This window comes from Streptomyces iranensis (genome assembly GCF_017874715.1).
GTDB lineage: Bacteria > Actinomycetota > Actinomycetes > Streptomycetales > Streptomycetaceae > Streptomyces > Streptomyces iranensis.
The window spans coordinates 251354-265855 of record NZ_JAGGLR010000016.1; the positions used below are offsets into that span (position 1 = coordinate 251354).

General features: G+C 72.0%; 18 protein-coding genes. 10 read left to right on the top strand and 8 right to left on the bottom strand.

Annotated elements, in window-relative coordinates; all coding sequences use genetic code 11:
- Window positions 1-36 precede the first annotated feature (36 nt).
- From J2Z30_RS28620 to ctaD, 8 genes are all read left to right on the top strand, one after another.
- Window positions 37-486 carry a gas vesicle structural protein GvpA gene (locus J2Z30_RS28620; RefSeq protein ID WP_044577539.1) on the top strand — a complete coding sequence of 150 codons (450 nt, stop codon included), beginning with the start codon at window positions 37-39 and terminating at the stop codon, window positions 484-486.
- Window positions 483-1202 carry a GvpL/GvpF family gas vesicle protein gene (locus J2Z30_RS28625; RefSeq protein ID WP_044577536.1) on the top strand — a complete coding sequence of 240 codons (720 nt, stop codon included), beginning with the start codon at window positions 483-485 and terminating at the stop codon, window positions 1200-1202. The genes J2Z30_RS28620 and J2Z30_RS28625 overlap by 4 nt, the downstream gene beginning before the upstream one ends.
- 17 nt (window positions 1203-1219) lie before the next feature.
- Complete coding sequence (locus tag J2Z30_RS28630; RefSeq protein WP_372453319.1) at window positions 1220-1408, top strand: gas vesicle protein GvpG; 189 nt, start codon at window positions 1220-1222, stop codon at window positions 1406-1408.
- Between the two features lie 80 nt (window positions 1409-1488).
- Window positions 1489-1803, top strand: coding sequence for a gas vesicle protein (locus J2Z30_RS28635; protein ID WP_044582119.1), 315 nt, complete (start codon window positions 1489-1491; stop codon window positions 1801-1803).
- Window positions 1800-2684, top strand: coding sequence for a GvpL/GvpF family gas vesicle protein (locus tag J2Z30_RS28640; RefSeq protein ID WP_052701646.1), 885 nt, complete (start codon window positions 1800-1802; stop codon window positions 2682-2684). The genes J2Z30_RS28635 and J2Z30_RS28640 overlap by 4 nt, the downstream gene beginning before the upstream one ends.
- The gene (locus J2Z30_RS28645) at window positions 2681-2881 is read left to right on the top strand and encodes a gas vesicle protein (RefSeq protein ID WP_014059691.1); all 201 of its coding nucleotides are present in this window, start codon (window positions 2681-2683) and stop codon (window positions 2879-2881) included. The genes J2Z30_RS28640 and J2Z30_RS28645 overlap by 4 nt, the downstream gene beginning before the upstream one ends.
- The gene (locus tag J2Z30_RS28650; RefSeq protein ID WP_044577531.1) at window positions 2878-3156 is read left to right on the top strand and encodes a gas vesicle protein K; all 279 of its coding nucleotides are present in this window, start codon (window positions 2878-2880) and stop codon (window positions 3154-3156) included. The genes J2Z30_RS28645 and J2Z30_RS28650 overlap by 4 nt, the downstream gene beginning before the upstream one ends.
- A 78-nt stretch (window positions 3157-3234) precedes the next feature.
- Window positions 3235-4950 (top strand): aa3-type cytochrome oxidase subunit I, encoded by a 1716-nt coding sequence (gene ctaD, locus J2Z30_RS28655; protein ID WP_044577528.1) that lies wholly within the window; start codon window positions 3235-3237, stop codon window positions 4948-4950.
- Here the strand turns inward: ctaD and J2Z30_RS28660 are convergent.
- From J2Z30_RS28660 to J2Z30_RS28670, 3 genes are all read right to left on the bottom strand, one after another.
- Window positions 4919-5878, bottom strand: a complete 960-nt coding sequence (locus J2Z30_RS28660; RefSeq protein ID WP_044577526.1) for a helix-turn-helix transcriptional regulator — start codon at window positions 5876-5878, stop codon at window positions 4919-4921. The two genes, ctaD and J2Z30_RS28660, sit on opposite strands and share 32 nt — an antisense overlap.
- Before the next feature lie 76 nt (window positions 5879-5954).
- Window positions 5955-6815: a hypothetical protein gene (locus J2Z30_RS28665; protein ID WP_044577524.1), complete on the bottom strand. Its 861-nt coding sequence runs from the start codon at window positions 6813-6815 to the stop codon at window positions 5955-5957.
- Between the two features lie 41 nt (window positions 6816-6856).
- Window positions 6857-8095, bottom strand: a complete 1239-nt coding sequence (locus J2Z30_RS28670) for a glycosyltransferase family 4 protein (RefSeq protein WP_044577522.1) — start codon at window positions 8093-8095, stop codon at window positions 6857-6859.
- A 269-nt stretch (window positions 8096-8364) separates the two neighbouring features.
- Between J2Z30_RS28670 and J2Z30_RS28675 the strand changes: the two genes are divergently transcribed.
- Window positions 8365-9309: a DUF8842 C-terminal domain-containing protein gene (locus J2Z30_RS28675; protein WP_078956974.1), complete on the top strand. Its 945-nt coding sequence runs from the start codon at window positions 8365-8367 to the stop codon at window positions 9307-9309.
- Between the two features lie 164 nt (window positions 9310-9473).
- Window positions 9474-9770 carry a hypothetical protein gene (locus tag J2Z30_RS28680; RefSeq protein WP_308280100.1) on the top strand — a complete coding sequence of 99 codons (297 nt, stop codon included), beginning with the start codon at window positions 9474-9476 and terminating at the stop codon, window positions 9768-9770.
- A gap of 180 nt (window positions 9771-9950) precedes the next feature.
- Here J2Z30_RS28680 and der read toward each other — a convergent pair whose 3' ends face one another.
- The 5 genes from der to aroH form a co-directional block, all read right to left on the bottom strand.
- On the bottom strand, window positions 9951-11414 hold the full coding sequence (gene der, locus J2Z30_RS28685; RefSeq protein WP_044577516.1) for a ribosome biogenesis GTPase Der: 1464 nt from the start codon (window positions 11412-11414) through the stop codon (window positions 9951-9953).
- A gap of 55 nt (window positions 11415-11469) precedes the next feature.
- Window positions 11470-12183, bottom strand: coding sequence for a lysophospholipid acyltransferase family protein (locus tag J2Z30_RS28690; protein WP_372453320.1), 714 nt, complete (start codon window positions 12181-12183; stop codon window positions 11470-11472).
- Complete coding sequence (cmk, locus tag J2Z30_RS28695; RefSeq protein WP_044577508.1) at window positions 12141-12845, bottom strand: (d)CMP kinase; 705 nt, start codon at window positions 12843-12845, stop codon at window positions 12141-12143. Before cmk ends, J2Z30_RS28690 begins: the two co-directional genes overlap by 43 nt.
- A gap of 136 nt (window positions 12846-12981) precedes the next feature.
- A complete protein-coding gene (locus tag J2Z30_RS28700) occupies window positions 12982-14067 on the bottom strand; it encodes a prephenate dehydrogenase (protein ID WP_044577507.1) in 1086 nt (361 codons plus the stop codon).
- On the bottom strand, window positions 14064-14426 hold the full coding sequence (gene aroH / locus J2Z30_RS28705) for a chorismate mutase (RefSeq protein WP_044577506.1): 363 nt from the start codon (window positions 14424-14426) through the stop codon (window positions 14064-14066). The genes J2Z30_RS28700 and aroH overlap by 4 nt, the downstream gene beginning before the upstream one ends.
- Window positions 14427-14502 lie beyond the last annotated feature (76 nt).

A 14502-nucleotide genomic window follows, 5' to 3' on the forward strand; every position in this document is an offset into this window, starting at 1 on the left:
CCGGACGCCACCGGAAAACGAGAGGAACGACCCGACATGACCACTGTTGTCCCGGCACAGCAATCCAGGGGCGGGGGCGGCACCAGCGGCCTGTACGACGTCCTGGAACTCATACTCGACCGAGGGCTGGTGATCGACGCGTTCATCCGAGTCTCCCTGGTCGGCATCGAAATACTCAAGATCGACATTCGGATCGTGGTCGCGAGTGTCGACACCTATCTGCGGTTCGCCGAGGCGTGCAACCGCCTCGACCTGGAGTCCGGCCCGAGCAAGTCCCCCGGGCTGCCCGAGGTGGTCGAGGGCATCACCGAGAACGGCGCGCGGTCCAAGACCAAGGGCGCCCTCTCCGGCGCCGGCGACACCGTCTCCAAGGCCGCCCAGTCCGTGGCCGACGCGATCCGCCCGTCGGAGGAGGAAGAGGAGGAGCCGCGCCGGCGCCGTCCGGCCCGTAAGGCGGCGCCACGGAAGGCCGAGGAGTCCTCATGACCACGTATGTCTACGGCATCGCGCGGGGCGAGGTCCCGGACCTGGGCGATCGGCTGCTGGGCATCGGCGACCCCCCGCTGCCGGTCCGGGCGCTGAACGAGGGCGAGCTGGCCGCGATCGTCAGCGACTGCCCGCCCGAGCTCAAGCCCCGGCGCCGCGATCTGCTGGCCCACCAGCATGTGCTGGCCGAGGTCAGCGACTCCCGCGCGGTGCTGCCGATGCGCTTCGGCAGCGTCTCCTCCAGCGACGACGACGTGCGCAGCGTGCTGGCCGAGCACGCCGCCCGCTACCAGGACCAGCTGAACCGGCTGTCCGACCGGGTGGAGTACAACGTCAAGGCCGTGCACGACGAGGACTCGGTGCTCCACCAGGTGCTCGCCGAGGAGCCGGAGCTGCGGATGATGGCGGAGGCCAACCGGGCGGCGGGCGGCGGCACCTACGAGGACCGGGTGCGCTTCGGCGAGCTGATGGCGGGCGCGGTACGGGCCCGTGAGGTGCGGGACGCCAAGCTCGTGGAGGAGGCGCTGGCACCGACCGCCGAGGAGGTGCGGCCCGGTCCGGAGAGCGGCGGCTGGTTCGTGAGCCTGTCGCTGCTGCTCGGCAAGGACGCCGCCGATCCGCTGCTGTCGGCCGCCGCCGAACTGGAGCGGGCCCATCCCTGGCTGAAGCTGCGGATCAATGGTCCGCTGCCGCCGTACAGCTTCGTCGAGTCCTGATGCTGATGATCGGCTGGGTGCTGAGACAGGTCGTCGCCGCGGCGGAGCGGGAGTACTACGACCCGGCCAACATCCAGCGCGCCCTGGCCGAGCTGGAGACCCAGCTCGACCAGGGCGTGATCGACGAGAAGGAGTTCGAGCGGCAGGAGGACGTGCTGCTCGACCGGTTGGAGGAGGCGCACCAGTGGGCGAACGGGACTCTGTGACCACCCGGGGCGGTGTGGCCCCGACGGCCGGCGCCTATGGCTCACCGGCGTCGTCGCTTGGCTCCTCGGGATCGTACGGCCTGGCCGGACGGGGTGAGGGCGGGGCGAACCTCGCCGACATCCTGGAGCGGGTGCTCGACAAGGGCGTGGTGATCGCGGGCGATATCCGCATCAATCTGCTCGACATCGAACTTCTCACGATCAAGCTGCGGCTGATCGTGGCCTCGGTCGACAAGGCGAAGGAGATGGGCATCGACTGGTGGGAGCACGACCCCTCGCTCTCGTCGCGCGCCCGGACCGGGGTGAACGGCGGCGAGAAGGCCGAGGTCACCGGCCGGGACAGCCGCGAGGACGCCGAGGTGACCAGCGGGGAGAACCGGGAGACCCCCGAATGACCGACGGACTGCGGTACGCCTACGCGGTCGTGCGCGACACCGGTGCGCCGGAGGCCGCCCTGGACGCCCTCACCGCCCTGGAGGGGGTGACGGGCGTCGCGGACGAATCGGTGTACGCCGTACGCCATCTGGGGCTCGCCGTGCTGGCGAGCGCCGTACCGGCCGAGGACTACGGCGAGGGCTCGCTGCGGGAGCGGCTGGAGGACATGGCCTGGCTGGAGAAGATGGCCCGAGCCCATCAGCGGGTGGTCGACACTGCCGGTGCCGAGTCCTGTGTCATACCGGTCCGGCTGGCCACCGTGTGCCACGGCGACGAGGGGCTGCGGCGGATGCTCGCCACCGGGCGGGAGCGGTTCGCCTCGGCGCTGGACCGGCTGGAGGGCCGGGTCGAATGGGGCGTCAAGGCCTATGCCACACAGCCCGCCGCCGAGCAGCCGCCCGCCGGGACCGCGAACGCCGCGGACGCCCCGAGCACCCCGGACGTCCCGGACGCCCCGAGCACCCCGGGCGCCATGTCCGGCCGCGACTATCTGCGCCGCCGCAAGGCCCAGCGGCAGGCCGCCGAGCAGCGCTGGGGCGATACGGAGGAGGGCGCGCGGCTGGTGCACGACACCCTCGGCGGGCTGGCCGAGCAGTCCCGGCTGCATCCACCGCAGGATCCCCGGCTGTCGGGGATCTCCGACCGCAATGTGCTGAACGCCGCGTATCTGGTGCGGCGCGAGGACAGCGCCGACTTCGCCGAGCGGGTCGGTGAGCTGGCCGGGCGGACGCCCGCGCTGCGGGTGGAGCTGACCGGCCCCTGGGCGCCGTACTCCTTCACCGCCATGGACGAGACCTCCGGCGCGGAAGGGGAGACCGGGAGCGCGGGGGCGGACGGATGACGATGGCCCCCGAGGGCCCCCTGGCCCATCAGCAGATCGCCCTGGTGGACGTGCTGGACCGGCTGCTGGCGGGCGGCGTGGTGATCACCGGTGATCTGACCCTGCGGATCGCCGACGTCGATCTGGTCCGCATCGATCTGCGCGCGCTCATCAGCTCGGTCAACGCCAATGTGCCGTCCCCCTGGGAGGAACCGTGAGCCGCAAGCTGGAGCTGGACCAGGACACCGTCGAACGCGATCTGATGAAGCTGGTGCTCACCGTCGTGGAGCTGCTGCGCCAGCTCATGGAGCGGCAGGCGCTGCGCCGGGTGGACCAGGGTGATCTGACGGAGGACCAGGAGGAGCGGATCGGGCTGACGCTGATGCTCCTGGAGGACCGGATGGGCACGCTCTGCGACCGCTACGGCATCGCGCCCTCCGATCTCAATCTGGACCTTGGGCCACTCGGTCCGCTCCTGTCCCCGAGGGAGTGACGCTCGGGGCAGCTCCCCGGATCAGGCCGCCCACCGGGCGATCATGGCGTTACCCGCCCAGGACACGGAGGAGTCCCGATGGCGACAGAGACCGCGCGGGGCGCCGGTCCGGTATGGGAGACGCGGCAGGGCAGCGTGCTGGTGGACTGGCTCACCACCACCGACCACAAGAAGATCGGGCATCTGTATCTGATCTCGTCGTTCGGCTTCTTCCTGGTCGGCGGCGTGCTGGCGCTGGTGATGCGCGCCGAGCTGGCCCGTCCGGGCCTCCAGATCGTCTCGCAGGAGGAGTTCAACCAGGCGTTCACCCTGCATGGCACGATCATGCTGCTGCTGTTCGCGACCCCGGCGTTCGCGGGGTTCGCCAACGAGATCATGCCGCTGCAGATCGGGGCGCCCGATGTGGCCTTCCCGCGTCTCAACATGCTGTCGTACTGGCTGTATCTGTTCGGCGGGCTGATCGTGGTGGCCGGTCTGCTGGTGCCGGGGGGCGCCGCGGACTTCGGCTGGACCGCCTATGCCCCGCTCAACAGCCCGATCCGCTCCCCCGGTATCGGCGCCGATATGTGGATCATGGGGCTGGCGCTGTCGGGGTTCGGGACGATCCTGGGCGCGGTGAACTTCCTGACCACCATCATGGCGATGCGCGCGCCGGGCATGACGATGTTCCGGATGCCGATCTTCACCTGGAACACCCTCTTCACCTCGATCATGATCCTGATGGCGTTCCCGGTACTGGCGGCGGCGCTGCTGGCGCTGGAGGCGGACCGGCGGTTCGGGTCGGTGGTCTTCGACCCCCAGTACGGCGGGCCGCTGCTGTGGCAGCACCTCTTCTGGTTCTTCGGCCATCCCGAGGTCTACATCATCGCGCTGCCGTTCTTCGGCATCATCAGCGAGATCATCCCGGTCTTCTCGCGCAAGCCGATCTTCGGCTATGTGACGCTGATCGGCGCGACCATGGCCATCACCGGGCTGTCGATGGTCGTCTGGGCGCATCACATGTTCGCCACCGGATCGGTTCTGCTGCCCTTCTTCTCCCTGATGTCGTTTCTGATCGCGGTGCCGACCGGGGTGAAGTTCTTCAACTGGATCGGCACCATGCTGGGCGGCTCGGTGTCCCTGGAGGCGCCGATGCTGTGGGCGGTCGGGTTCCTGGTGAGCTTCCTCTTCGGGGGGCTCACCGGCGTCATCCTGGCCTCGCCACCGCTGGACTTCCATGTCACGGACACCTACTTCGTCGTGGGCCACTTCCACTACGTGGTCTTCGGGACGGTCGTCTTCGCGATGTTCGCGGGGTTCTACTTCTGGTGGCCCAAGTTCACCGGGAAGCTGCTGGACGAGCGGCTGGCCAAGATCCACTTCTGGACGCTGTTCACCGGCTTCCACACCACCTTCCTGGTGCAGCACTGGCTGGGCGTGGAGGGGATGCCGCGCCGCTACGCCGACTATCTGGCGGCGGACGGCTTCACCGCGCTCAACACCATCTCCACGATCGGCTCCTTCCTGCTGGGCATGTCGACCCTGCCGTTCCTCCACAACGTCTGGAAGACGGCCAAGTACGGCGAGAAGGTGGAGGTCGACGACCCCTGGGGGTACGGCCGCTCCCTGGAGTGGGCGACCTCCTGTCCCCCACCCCGGCACAACTTCACCACGCTCCCCCGGATCCGCTCCGAATCGCCGGCCTTCGATCTGAACCATCCCGAGGTGGCGAGCCTGACGCGGGAGAAGGACCGGCGGCCGAAACCGCGGGGCTCTCAGCCCATCAGCCCAGGGCCCGATCCAACCGATTCCTGAGCTCCCGGATGTGGTCGTTCAGCTCCACCGGCTCGCGCACCTCGAAGTCGAAACCGCTCAGCGCGATATGAACCACCAGCGCATCGAGGCTGTGGGCACCGGTGTGCAGCAGACAGCTGTGCTCGTCCACGGCCTCCAGCACCCCCACCGTGGGCGTGAAACGCTCGGCCGCCCGCTCGGCGGGCACCCGCAGCAGCACGGTGGCCCGCTGGGCGTAGACGGAGGTGGTGATGCCCTGGGCCACATAGGCGGCGATGTCGTCGGCGGGCGGGCGGCGCGGGGTGAAGCGGGGGCCGTGCGGCGGGGTCGGGGTGATCCGGTCGACGCGGTACGTACGCCAGTCGGCCCGTTCCACATCCCAGGCGACCAGGTACCAGCGGCGCTGCGCGGCGACCAGCCGGTGCGGTTCGGCGGTGCGGCGGGTGACCGCACCGCCGTGGTCGCGGTACTCGAAGCGCAGCTGATGGCAGTCCCGGCAGGCGGCGGCCAGCTCGGTCAGCACCCCGGGATCCACCCCGGGGCCGCCGCTCCAGCCGGACAGCGGCACGGTGAAAGCGGTCAGCGCGCCCACCCGGCGGCGCAGCCGGTCCGGCAGCACCTGCTCCAGCTTGGCCAGGGCCCGCACCGAGGTCTCCGCTATGCCCTCGACCCCGCCGCCGGTCGCCTGGCGCAGCCGCACCGCGACCGCCACCGCCTCCTCGTCGTCCAGCAGCAGCGGCGGCAGCTGTGCACCCGCGCCCAGCTGATAGCCACCGCCGGTGCCCGGCGCGGAGTGCACGGGGTAGCCGAGCTCGCGCAGCCGGTCGACATCGCGGCGCACGGTGCGCGGGGTGACCCCGAGCCGGTCGGCGAGGTCCGCGCCGGACCATTCGCGGTGGGCCTGCAGCAGGGAGAGCAGGCGGAGCAGTCGGGCCGAGGTCTCCAGCATGCGGCCGAGTCTGCCACCGATCGAGGACAGCCCTGGTCCTCAAGGCTGTCCTCGGTTCGCTCTCAGGATCCCGGGCTCAGACGAGCGCCTCGATCCGCACCGCGAGATCGTTGTCCCGGGTGTAGTACGGCCGGGCCAGTGCCTCCCCGCGCCCACCGGCCACCGCGCGCGGCGGATAGGTGAAGATCTCCTTCTTGTCCGCGACATCGTCCAGGATCCGGGCGAGCCGCGCCGGGGCCATGGTCCGGTCCGCCGGGCGCAGCCACAGGTCCCAGACGTCCGCGCCGCCGCCCCAGGTCCGCGCGAGCTCGGCGTAGGAGAGCGTGAAGGAGAAGTCCGGGCCCTCCACCTCCAGCGGTGCCGTGCGCACCGGGGCCTCGCCCCCGCGGCAGCGGGCCTCGACCACCGCGTCGGCCAGCCACTCGGACGGGTACGCGACACGGTGGAGCCGCCCCCGCACCGCCATCGTGTCGTCCTCCAGCCGGATCTCCCCGGCCTCGGCGTGGGGCGCCCGCCGCCAGCTGCGCAGCGAGAGGTTGCCGTGCTTGGTGGCGTACGGGATGCGGACGGACAGCGGGGAGGTGCTCGGCCCAGGACGGCGGTCCACGAGCGAGCGCAGATCGTTCAGGCCCGGGGCGAGCCGCCACGGCTCGGCGTCCCGGTACGCCACATGGACGTCCCAGCGGCCCTCGGGCAGGGCGACGGTGCTGGGCAGTGCGGCCTGGAGCCCGCCGTCCGCGGTGGGGCCCAGCGGCAGCCGCACCTCCCCGTCGGGGCCGTCCCTCCCGCCCCGGCGGACCAGCACCAGCGCACCGCTCCAGTCGTCGTGGCCGCCCGGGGCCGGGCGGGCCCAGTCGGCGATGTGGAAGGTGAGCCCACCGGCGGAGTCCGCCACGCAGTCGGCGCGGGCGGGGGCGGCCTCGGCGGGCTCACTCATTCTGTCCTCCTCGACGTGCTGCGTTGTCTGTGCTGGTGCACTCATGCGACACGCACCTTCCGCAGGGAGTCCTTGGCGGCGAACGCGCCGCCGATCAGGGAGCCGCGGGCGCGGTGCAGGGAACCCCGCAGGCCGCCGCGGCCGATCAGCTCGGAGAACAGCGTCTCGTAGCGCCCGGCCACCCGCGAGGGGTCGAAGCGGGCCGAGTCCTTCAACGCGGCCTGCCCCATCTGCTGGCGCAGCTCGTCGTTGTTGATGAGGTCGAGCAGCGCGGCGGCGATGGCGTCGGTGTCGCCGGTGGGGACGAGACGGCCGTCCACACCGTTGTCGATGATCTCGGCGGGCCCGTGCGGGCAGTCGGTGGACACCACGGGAAGGCCGCAGCGCATGGCCTCCACGATGGTCATGCCGAACGACTCCAGGCTGGAGGTGACTGCGGCTATGGAGCCCTTGGCCCACTCGGGGTCGAGCGGATTGGCCGGGCCCATCAGGAAGACGTTGTTGTAGAGGCCGAGCTTGTCGATGAGGGTGCGCAGCTTGGCGTGCTGGACGCCGCCGCCGTAGATCCGCAGCCGCCAGTCGGGGCGGGCCTCGCTGACCTTCGCGAAGGCGTGTATCAGCAGGTCGTAGCGTTTCACCGGGGCCAGCCGGCCGGCCGCGACCACCCACTTGCCGGTGCCGTCGGCGGGGTCGAGACCGGGCGCGGGCACACTGTTGGGAACCGCCTCGACCCGCACGCCGGGCAGCCGCATCTGGCCGCGGTAGGTCCGGGCGTCTGCCTCGGTCACGGTGGTCACCGCGTCCAGCCGGGGGTAGACGGCGCGCAGGGCCCGCTTCAGTCCGTTGGAGTGGGTGCTGAGCGTCAGATGCTCCTGGCCGACCCGTACCGGACCGCGGCGGGCCTCCCGGGCGATGTGGACATTGAGTCCGGGCCGGGTTCCGACAACGATATCGGCCTCGAGCGAGCGCAGATGATCCGCGATACGGCGGTCGGTGAGCGCGCTGTACTGCTTGTAGCGGCCCTCGGTCACGGGGAAGACCTCCGCCGGGCGACCGTGGTCAGGGTCGCCGCCGTCGTAGGACGGGCTGCTCTTGCGGAGGTCCACGAGATGGCTGAGCCGCACCCGCGGGCCGGGGTCGAAGATCGGCTGGTCGCGGTGGCGGAAGACCGACACGATCTCCACATCGTGCTGCTCCCCCAGGGAGCGGGCGAGGTTGTACGTGGTCCGGATCGTCCCGCCGATCCCGTACGCGTTGTGAATAAGGAAAGAGATGTGCATCCGGCCCCGTATCCCACTGCTTCCCCGCGGACGGGTGTGTCGTCCGCCTACCACGATGTAAGACCATGAAAAGTGGCACAGGGTTGGGTTTCATCATCTTCTTGTGCCCCAACAGATGTGAAATCGGTAGGGAGTCGGGGGAACTTTTCGGCCCGACGGTGCATCAGACCGCGGGGTGGCCGGGCGCGTGACCCACGCCCCGCATGGCCCGTTGTCTACGTATGAGCCGGGAACCACTCGGCCCACCCACCGAGACCGAGGAGCCACCCGTGCCGCGCATGCTCGACGTCAGCGATGACGTACGCGCCGAGATCGGCGACGAAGAAGCCGACCGGCTGCTCGCCGGGGACAACGCCCCGGGCGCTTACGACTGCACGTCCTGCCGCACCCCCGGCAACACCGAGCAGGAGCGGACCAGCACCGTGCTCTTCGTGGGGCAGGAGACGGCGGTGCTGGCCTTCGCGCACGCCACCTGCGTGCCCTCCCAGGTCGTCCCGGTCTCGGAGGACCAGTTGCGCGGTGCGGTGCGGTCCATCACGGGTGAGGACAGCGCGCCGCAGGCCGCCGAGGCGTCCCACGCGCCGCCCGTAGCGGCCGCGGCGCACGCTTCCACGTCGTACTTCCCCGGCCCGGCGGCCCCGGCACCGGCCCCGGCACCGTCGCCCGCCCCGGTCCCGTCATCGGTGTCGCCCGTCGCCGTGGCGCACGCCCCGGCCCCGTCCGGGGACGCGCCGGTGCCGCAGCAGGCGGTGCTCGGTGTGACCAGCGGGGTGGTGCTGGTCGGTCAGGAGGCGTGCGCGGCGCTGGTGGTGGAGCCGACCGCGCCGATCATCCGCCCCGGTTCGATCGGCCACGGCGATGAATTCCTCCAGCTCCTCAGCGAGCAGGGGTTCGCCCCGGTGGTCGATCTGGGCCGGCCGCCCGCGCCCAACCCCGGCTGGTCGGTGCTGCTGGCCATGGGACGGCTGCACGCGGTGCTGATGCCGGCGCCGGGCGGCGGCGGCCCGGTGGCCTGGTGGCAGGCGCACAGCCCGATGCCGCTGAGCGAGGGCTGGCGCAGCGCCGTCGGCCGCTCCCAGAAGGTGCTGGTCTACGCCGCGGCCGCGGGCACGATCGGCACCCAGCCGCGCGAGGACCAACTGCGCGCGGCGCTGGACCGGGCCGCCGCGCGCGGCGCCCTGGTCGGCGCCTCGATGCCGCTCGCGGGCACATGACCGCCATGGCCGCCGCCCCGGGCCTGCCCCCGGACCTCACCGATCCTTGGTGGACAGCCCATTCGCCGCCGATGCCGCATCCGACGGGCGGCCGGGTCGTTGGCACATACGTGCACGCATACGACCTCTCCTACCGTTCCCCCTCATACGGCTGCATTCCGGCCATGCGCCCCGCGCTGGAGGCAGCGCACGATCCCTGGCGCCACTCCGCCACGCCGATCTACGACGCGTTGTACGCGGAGTACCGCAGGCTGTTCCGGGCGCTGCCCGGTGACCGCTCGGACGAGGAGAACATGGAGTTCGTGGCGTTCGCCGCCATCGGCCAGCCCCGGGGCCTCGTCAGCGGCTACGGCCGCCCGGACGACCACAGCGGGGCCTGGCACACCGACGAGCTGTACTACCGCGGTTATCTCCCCGCGCTCCCGCCCGGCCGGGGCGAGGAGCCGGGGCACACCTACTGACGCGGTGCCGGGGGCCGGGGCGGCGTGAGCCCCCCGGCGCGGCCGCCGCCATGTCCCGCGACCGCATCCCCGCTCTGCCTTTCGGCCGCGCTATCGCTACTTCTCACGGCCGCGCCCCCGCTCCGTCGCACGGCCGCGCCCCCGATCCGTCGCACGGCCGGGGGGCGCTCCGCACCCCTGCTACCTCTTGCGGCCGCGCTTCTCGCGCACCCGCACCGAGATCTGCAGCGGCGTCCCCTCGAAGCCGAACTCCTCGCGCAGCCGCCGCTCGATGAAGCGGCGGTAGCCCGCCTCCAGGAAGCCCGAGGCGAAGAGCACGAACCGCGGCGGCCGGGTCCCGGCCTGCGTCCCGAAGAGGATCCGCGGCTGCTTGCCGCCCCGGATCGGATGCGGATGGGAGGCGACGATCTCGCCGAGGAAGGAGTTGAGCCGCCCGGTCGGGACGCGGGTCTCCCAGCCGGCCAGCGCCGTCTCGATCGCCGGGACCAGCTTCTCCATATGGCGGCCGGTGCGGGCCGAGACATTGACCCGCGGCGCCCACTGGATCTGCACCAGCTCCGTCTCGATCTCGCGCTCGAGGTAGTAGCGGCGCTCCTCGTCCAGGGTGTCCCACTTGTTGTAGGCGATGACGAGCGCGCGCCCGGCCTCGACGGCCATGGAGATGATCCGCTGGTCCTGGACGCTGATGGACTCGCTGGCGTCGATCAGCACGACCGCGACCTCCGCCTTCTCCACGGCGGCCGCGGTGCGCAGCGAGGCGTAGTAGTCGGCGCCCTCCTGGAGGTGGACCCGGCGGCGGATACCGGCGGTGTCGACGAACTTCCAGGTGATGCCGCCGAGTTCGATCATCTCGTCGACCGGGTCGCGGGTGGTGCCCGCCACCTCGTTGACGACCACCCGCTCCTCGCCCGCGACCTTGTTGAGCAGCGAGGACTTGCCCACGTTCGGACGGCCGATCAGGGCGATCCGGCGCGGTCCGCCGATCGTCGCCCCGAAGGTCTGGGCCGGGGCCTCGGGCAGCGCCTCCAGGACCGCGTCGAGCATGTCGCCGGTGCCGCGGCCGTGCAGCGCGGAGACCGCGTACGGCTCGCCGAGCCCCAGCGACCACAGCATCGCGGCATCGGCCTCGGCGCTGGGCCCGTCGACCTTGTTGGCGCACAGCACTACAGGCTTTCCGGCCCGGCGCAGCAGCTTGACCACAGCCTCGTCGGTGTCGGTGGCGCCCACGGTGGCGTCCACCACGAAGACCACCGCGTCGGCGGCCTCGATCGCGAACTCGGCCTGGGCGGCCACGGACGCGTCGATGCCGAGCACGTCCTGCTCCCAGCCGCCGGTGTCGACCACCTTGAAGCGGCGGCCGGACCACTCCGCCTCGTAGGTCACCCGGTCACGGGTGACGCCGGGGCGGTCCTCCACGACCGCCTCCCGGCGGCCGAGGATCCGGTTCACCAGGGTGGACTTGCCGACGTTGGGGCGGCCGACGACGGCCAGCACCGGCAGCGGGCCATGCCCCGCCGCGGCAAGGTCGCCCTCGACCTCCGCCGGGTCGAAGCCCTCTTGCGCGGCGAGCTCCATGAACTCCGCGTACTCGGCGTCGCCAAGCTCCCCGTGCTCGTCGCCGCCGCTGTGGATCTGGTCGTTCATGAAGATTTCCTCGTCGTCCCTCAGTACCGCGCACCGCCCCTGGCGGTGCGCGGGTCTATGTCTGATCCGGTCGGCCGGTCAGCCGCCTGGCGGTGCCCAGATGCGTGCCCAGCCGCTTCTGGATGCGCTCGGTGGCCTGGTCCAGGGCCGCCCGCGTCCGCCTGCCGCTGCGGTCCCCCGCCTCGAAGGGGTCGCCGAACACCACGTCGATCCTGCCGCGCAGCCGGGGCAGCGGCCTGGACCGGCCGTCGTCGCGCGGGGTGGCGGTGCCCAACACCGCCACCGGCACGATCGGCGCGCCGGAGCGCACCGCGAAGTACGCGAGCCCCGAGCGCAGCGAGGCGAAGTCGCCGTCGCCGCGGGTGCCCTCCGGGAAGATCCCCAGCACCCCGCCGCGCTCCAGCACCCCCAGAGCCTGGCCGATCGCGGTGCGGTCGGCGCTCGTACGGTCCACCTTCAGCTGCCCGATACCGCGCAGGAACGGGTCCAGCGGGCCGATGAACGCCTCCTTCTTGACCAGGAAGTGCACCGGCCGCGGCGAGGTGCCGATCAGCATCGGGCCGTCGATGTTGTGGGAGTGGTTCCCCGCGAGGATGACGGGCCCGGCGGACGGGATCCGCCACCCGCCCAGCACCCGCGGCCGCCACAGCCCGTACATCAGACCGATGCCGATCCGCCGCCCCACGGCGGCCCCGGCCGCGCTGGGAAGTGTCCCGTCGGTGGTGCTCACGCGGCCGTCCGCTTCTCCTCGACGAGGGTGACCACGCACTCGATGACCTGGTCGAGGGTGAGCTCGGAGGTGTCCACCTCGACCGCGTCGTCCGCCTTGGCAAGCGGCGAGGTCTTGCGGCCGGAGTCCAGGGCGTCCCGCTTGGCCAGCGCGGCCTGGGTGGCGGCCAGGTCGCCGGCCTCCTTGCCCTTCAGCTCACCGCTGCGGCGGGCCGCCCTGACCTCCGGGGAGGCGGTCAGGAAGATCTTGAGGTCGGCGTCCGGGAGGACCGTGGTGCCGATGTCCCGGCCCTCGACCACGATGCCGCGCGGCGCCTCGGCGGCGATGGTCCGCTGCAGCTCGGTGATCACGGTCCGCACCTCGGGCACCGCGCTGACCGCGCTGACCCGCGAGGTGACCTCCTGGGTGCGGATCGGCCCGGAGACATCGGTGCCGTCGACGGTGATCGTCGGGTTGGCCGGGTCGGTGCCGGAGACGATGGCGGGCTTGCCCGCGGCGTCGGCCACGGCCACGGCGTCGTCGACGTCGATGCCGTTGGCCACCATCCACCAGGTGATCGCCCGGTACTGGGCGCCGGTGTCCAGGTAGCCCAGGCCCAGCTTGGCGGCGACGGCCTTCGAGGTACTGGACTTGCCCGTGCCTGCGGGGCCGTCGATCGCGACAATCACTGCGGCCGGGGCGGTCCGGGCGGCGGTTTCCACGGTGACAGACACCTTTCGTGTGCACGGGGCTGAGTTGAACGGGCCATGTGAGCCTCGGACAAGGTTACTGGCTTCCTCCGGGCGGCTTCGCACCGCTGGGGGACGGCCCCGGGGCCGGGGGCGGACCGCTCCGCCGCTACTGCCGGATGGACCATCCCCGCTCCTTCAGGGCCCGGGTGAGCCCCGGGGCCGCCGAGGGCTCGACCACCAGCTGGATCAGACCGGCCTGCTGACCGGTGGCGTGCTCGATCCGGACGTCCTCGATGTTGACACCCGCCCGGCCCGCGTCGGCGAAGATCCGGGCCAGCTCGCCCGGCTGGTCGCCGATGAGCACCGTCACGGTCTCATAGACGGCCGACGCGGCGCCGTGCTTGCCCGGCACCCGCTCGCGCCCGGCGTTGCCCCGGCGCAGCACGTCCTCGATCCCGGCCGCGCCGCCGCCGCGCTTGCCCTCGTCGGCGGACTGGAGCGCGCGCAGCGCCCGCACCGTCTCGTCCAGGTCGGCGGCGACGGCGGCGAGCACATCGGCCACCGGGCCGGGATTGGCGGACAGGATGTCGATCCACATGGCGGGGTCGGAGGCCGCGATCCGGGTGACGTCGCGGATGCCCTGCCCGCACAGCCGCACCGCCGTCTCATCGGCGTCCTGGAGCCGCGCGGCGACCATGCTGGACAGCAGGTGGGGGGTGTGCGAGACGAGCGCCACCGCCCGGTCGTGGGCCTCGTCCTCCATCACCACGGGCACCGCCCGGCACAGCGCGACCAGCTCGAGCGCGAGGTTGAGCACCTCGGTGTCGGTGCCGCCGGTGGGCGTGAGCACCCAGGGCCGCCCCTCGAAGAGGTCGGCGGTGGCGGCCAGCGGCCCGGAGCGCTCCCGGCCCGCCATCGGATGCGTGCCGATGTAGCGGGTCAGATCGCAGCCCAGGGCCTCCAGCTCACGGCGCGGGCCGCCCTTGACGCTCGCGACGTCCAGGACGCCGCGGGCCAGGCCGCGGCGCAGTACATCGGCCACCGTCGCCGCCACGTACGCCGGGGGCACGGCGACGATCGCCAGGTCCACGGGGCCCTCGGGCTGGCCCTGAGTCCCGGCGCCGCGCGCCTCGGCGGTCCGGGCCTGGGCCTCGTCGTGGTCGGCGAGGTGCACCTGGACGCCACGGCCGGCCAGGGCCAGCGCGGCGGAGGTGCCGATCAGGCCGGTGCCGATGACGAGGGCGGTTCTCATTGGGCGATGTCCTTGCGGAGGGCGCCGGCGGCGCCCAGGTAGACATGGGCGACGTCGGACTTGGACAGGGAGGTCTCGACATGCGCCAGGATGCGGACGACGCGGGGCATGGCCCCTTGTATGTCCAGTTCCTGGGCGCAGATCAGCGGTACGTCGGTGATGCCCAGCTTGCGGGCGGCGGCCGCCGGGAAGTCGCTGTGCAGATCGGGGGTGGCCGTGAACCACACGCTGATCAGGTCGTCGGGATCGAGGGTGTTCCGCTCCAGGATGACGGTCAGCAGCGCGGAGACCCGCTCATGCATGTGCTCCGGCTCGTCCCGGTCCAGCTGGACGGCCCCGCGGACCGCTCGTACCGCCACGTCTCGCTCCCCTGTGCGCGCTGTGTCTGTCGTGCGTCGGGCGCGGCCGCGGTGTTCGGCCGCACTCCCGATCAGC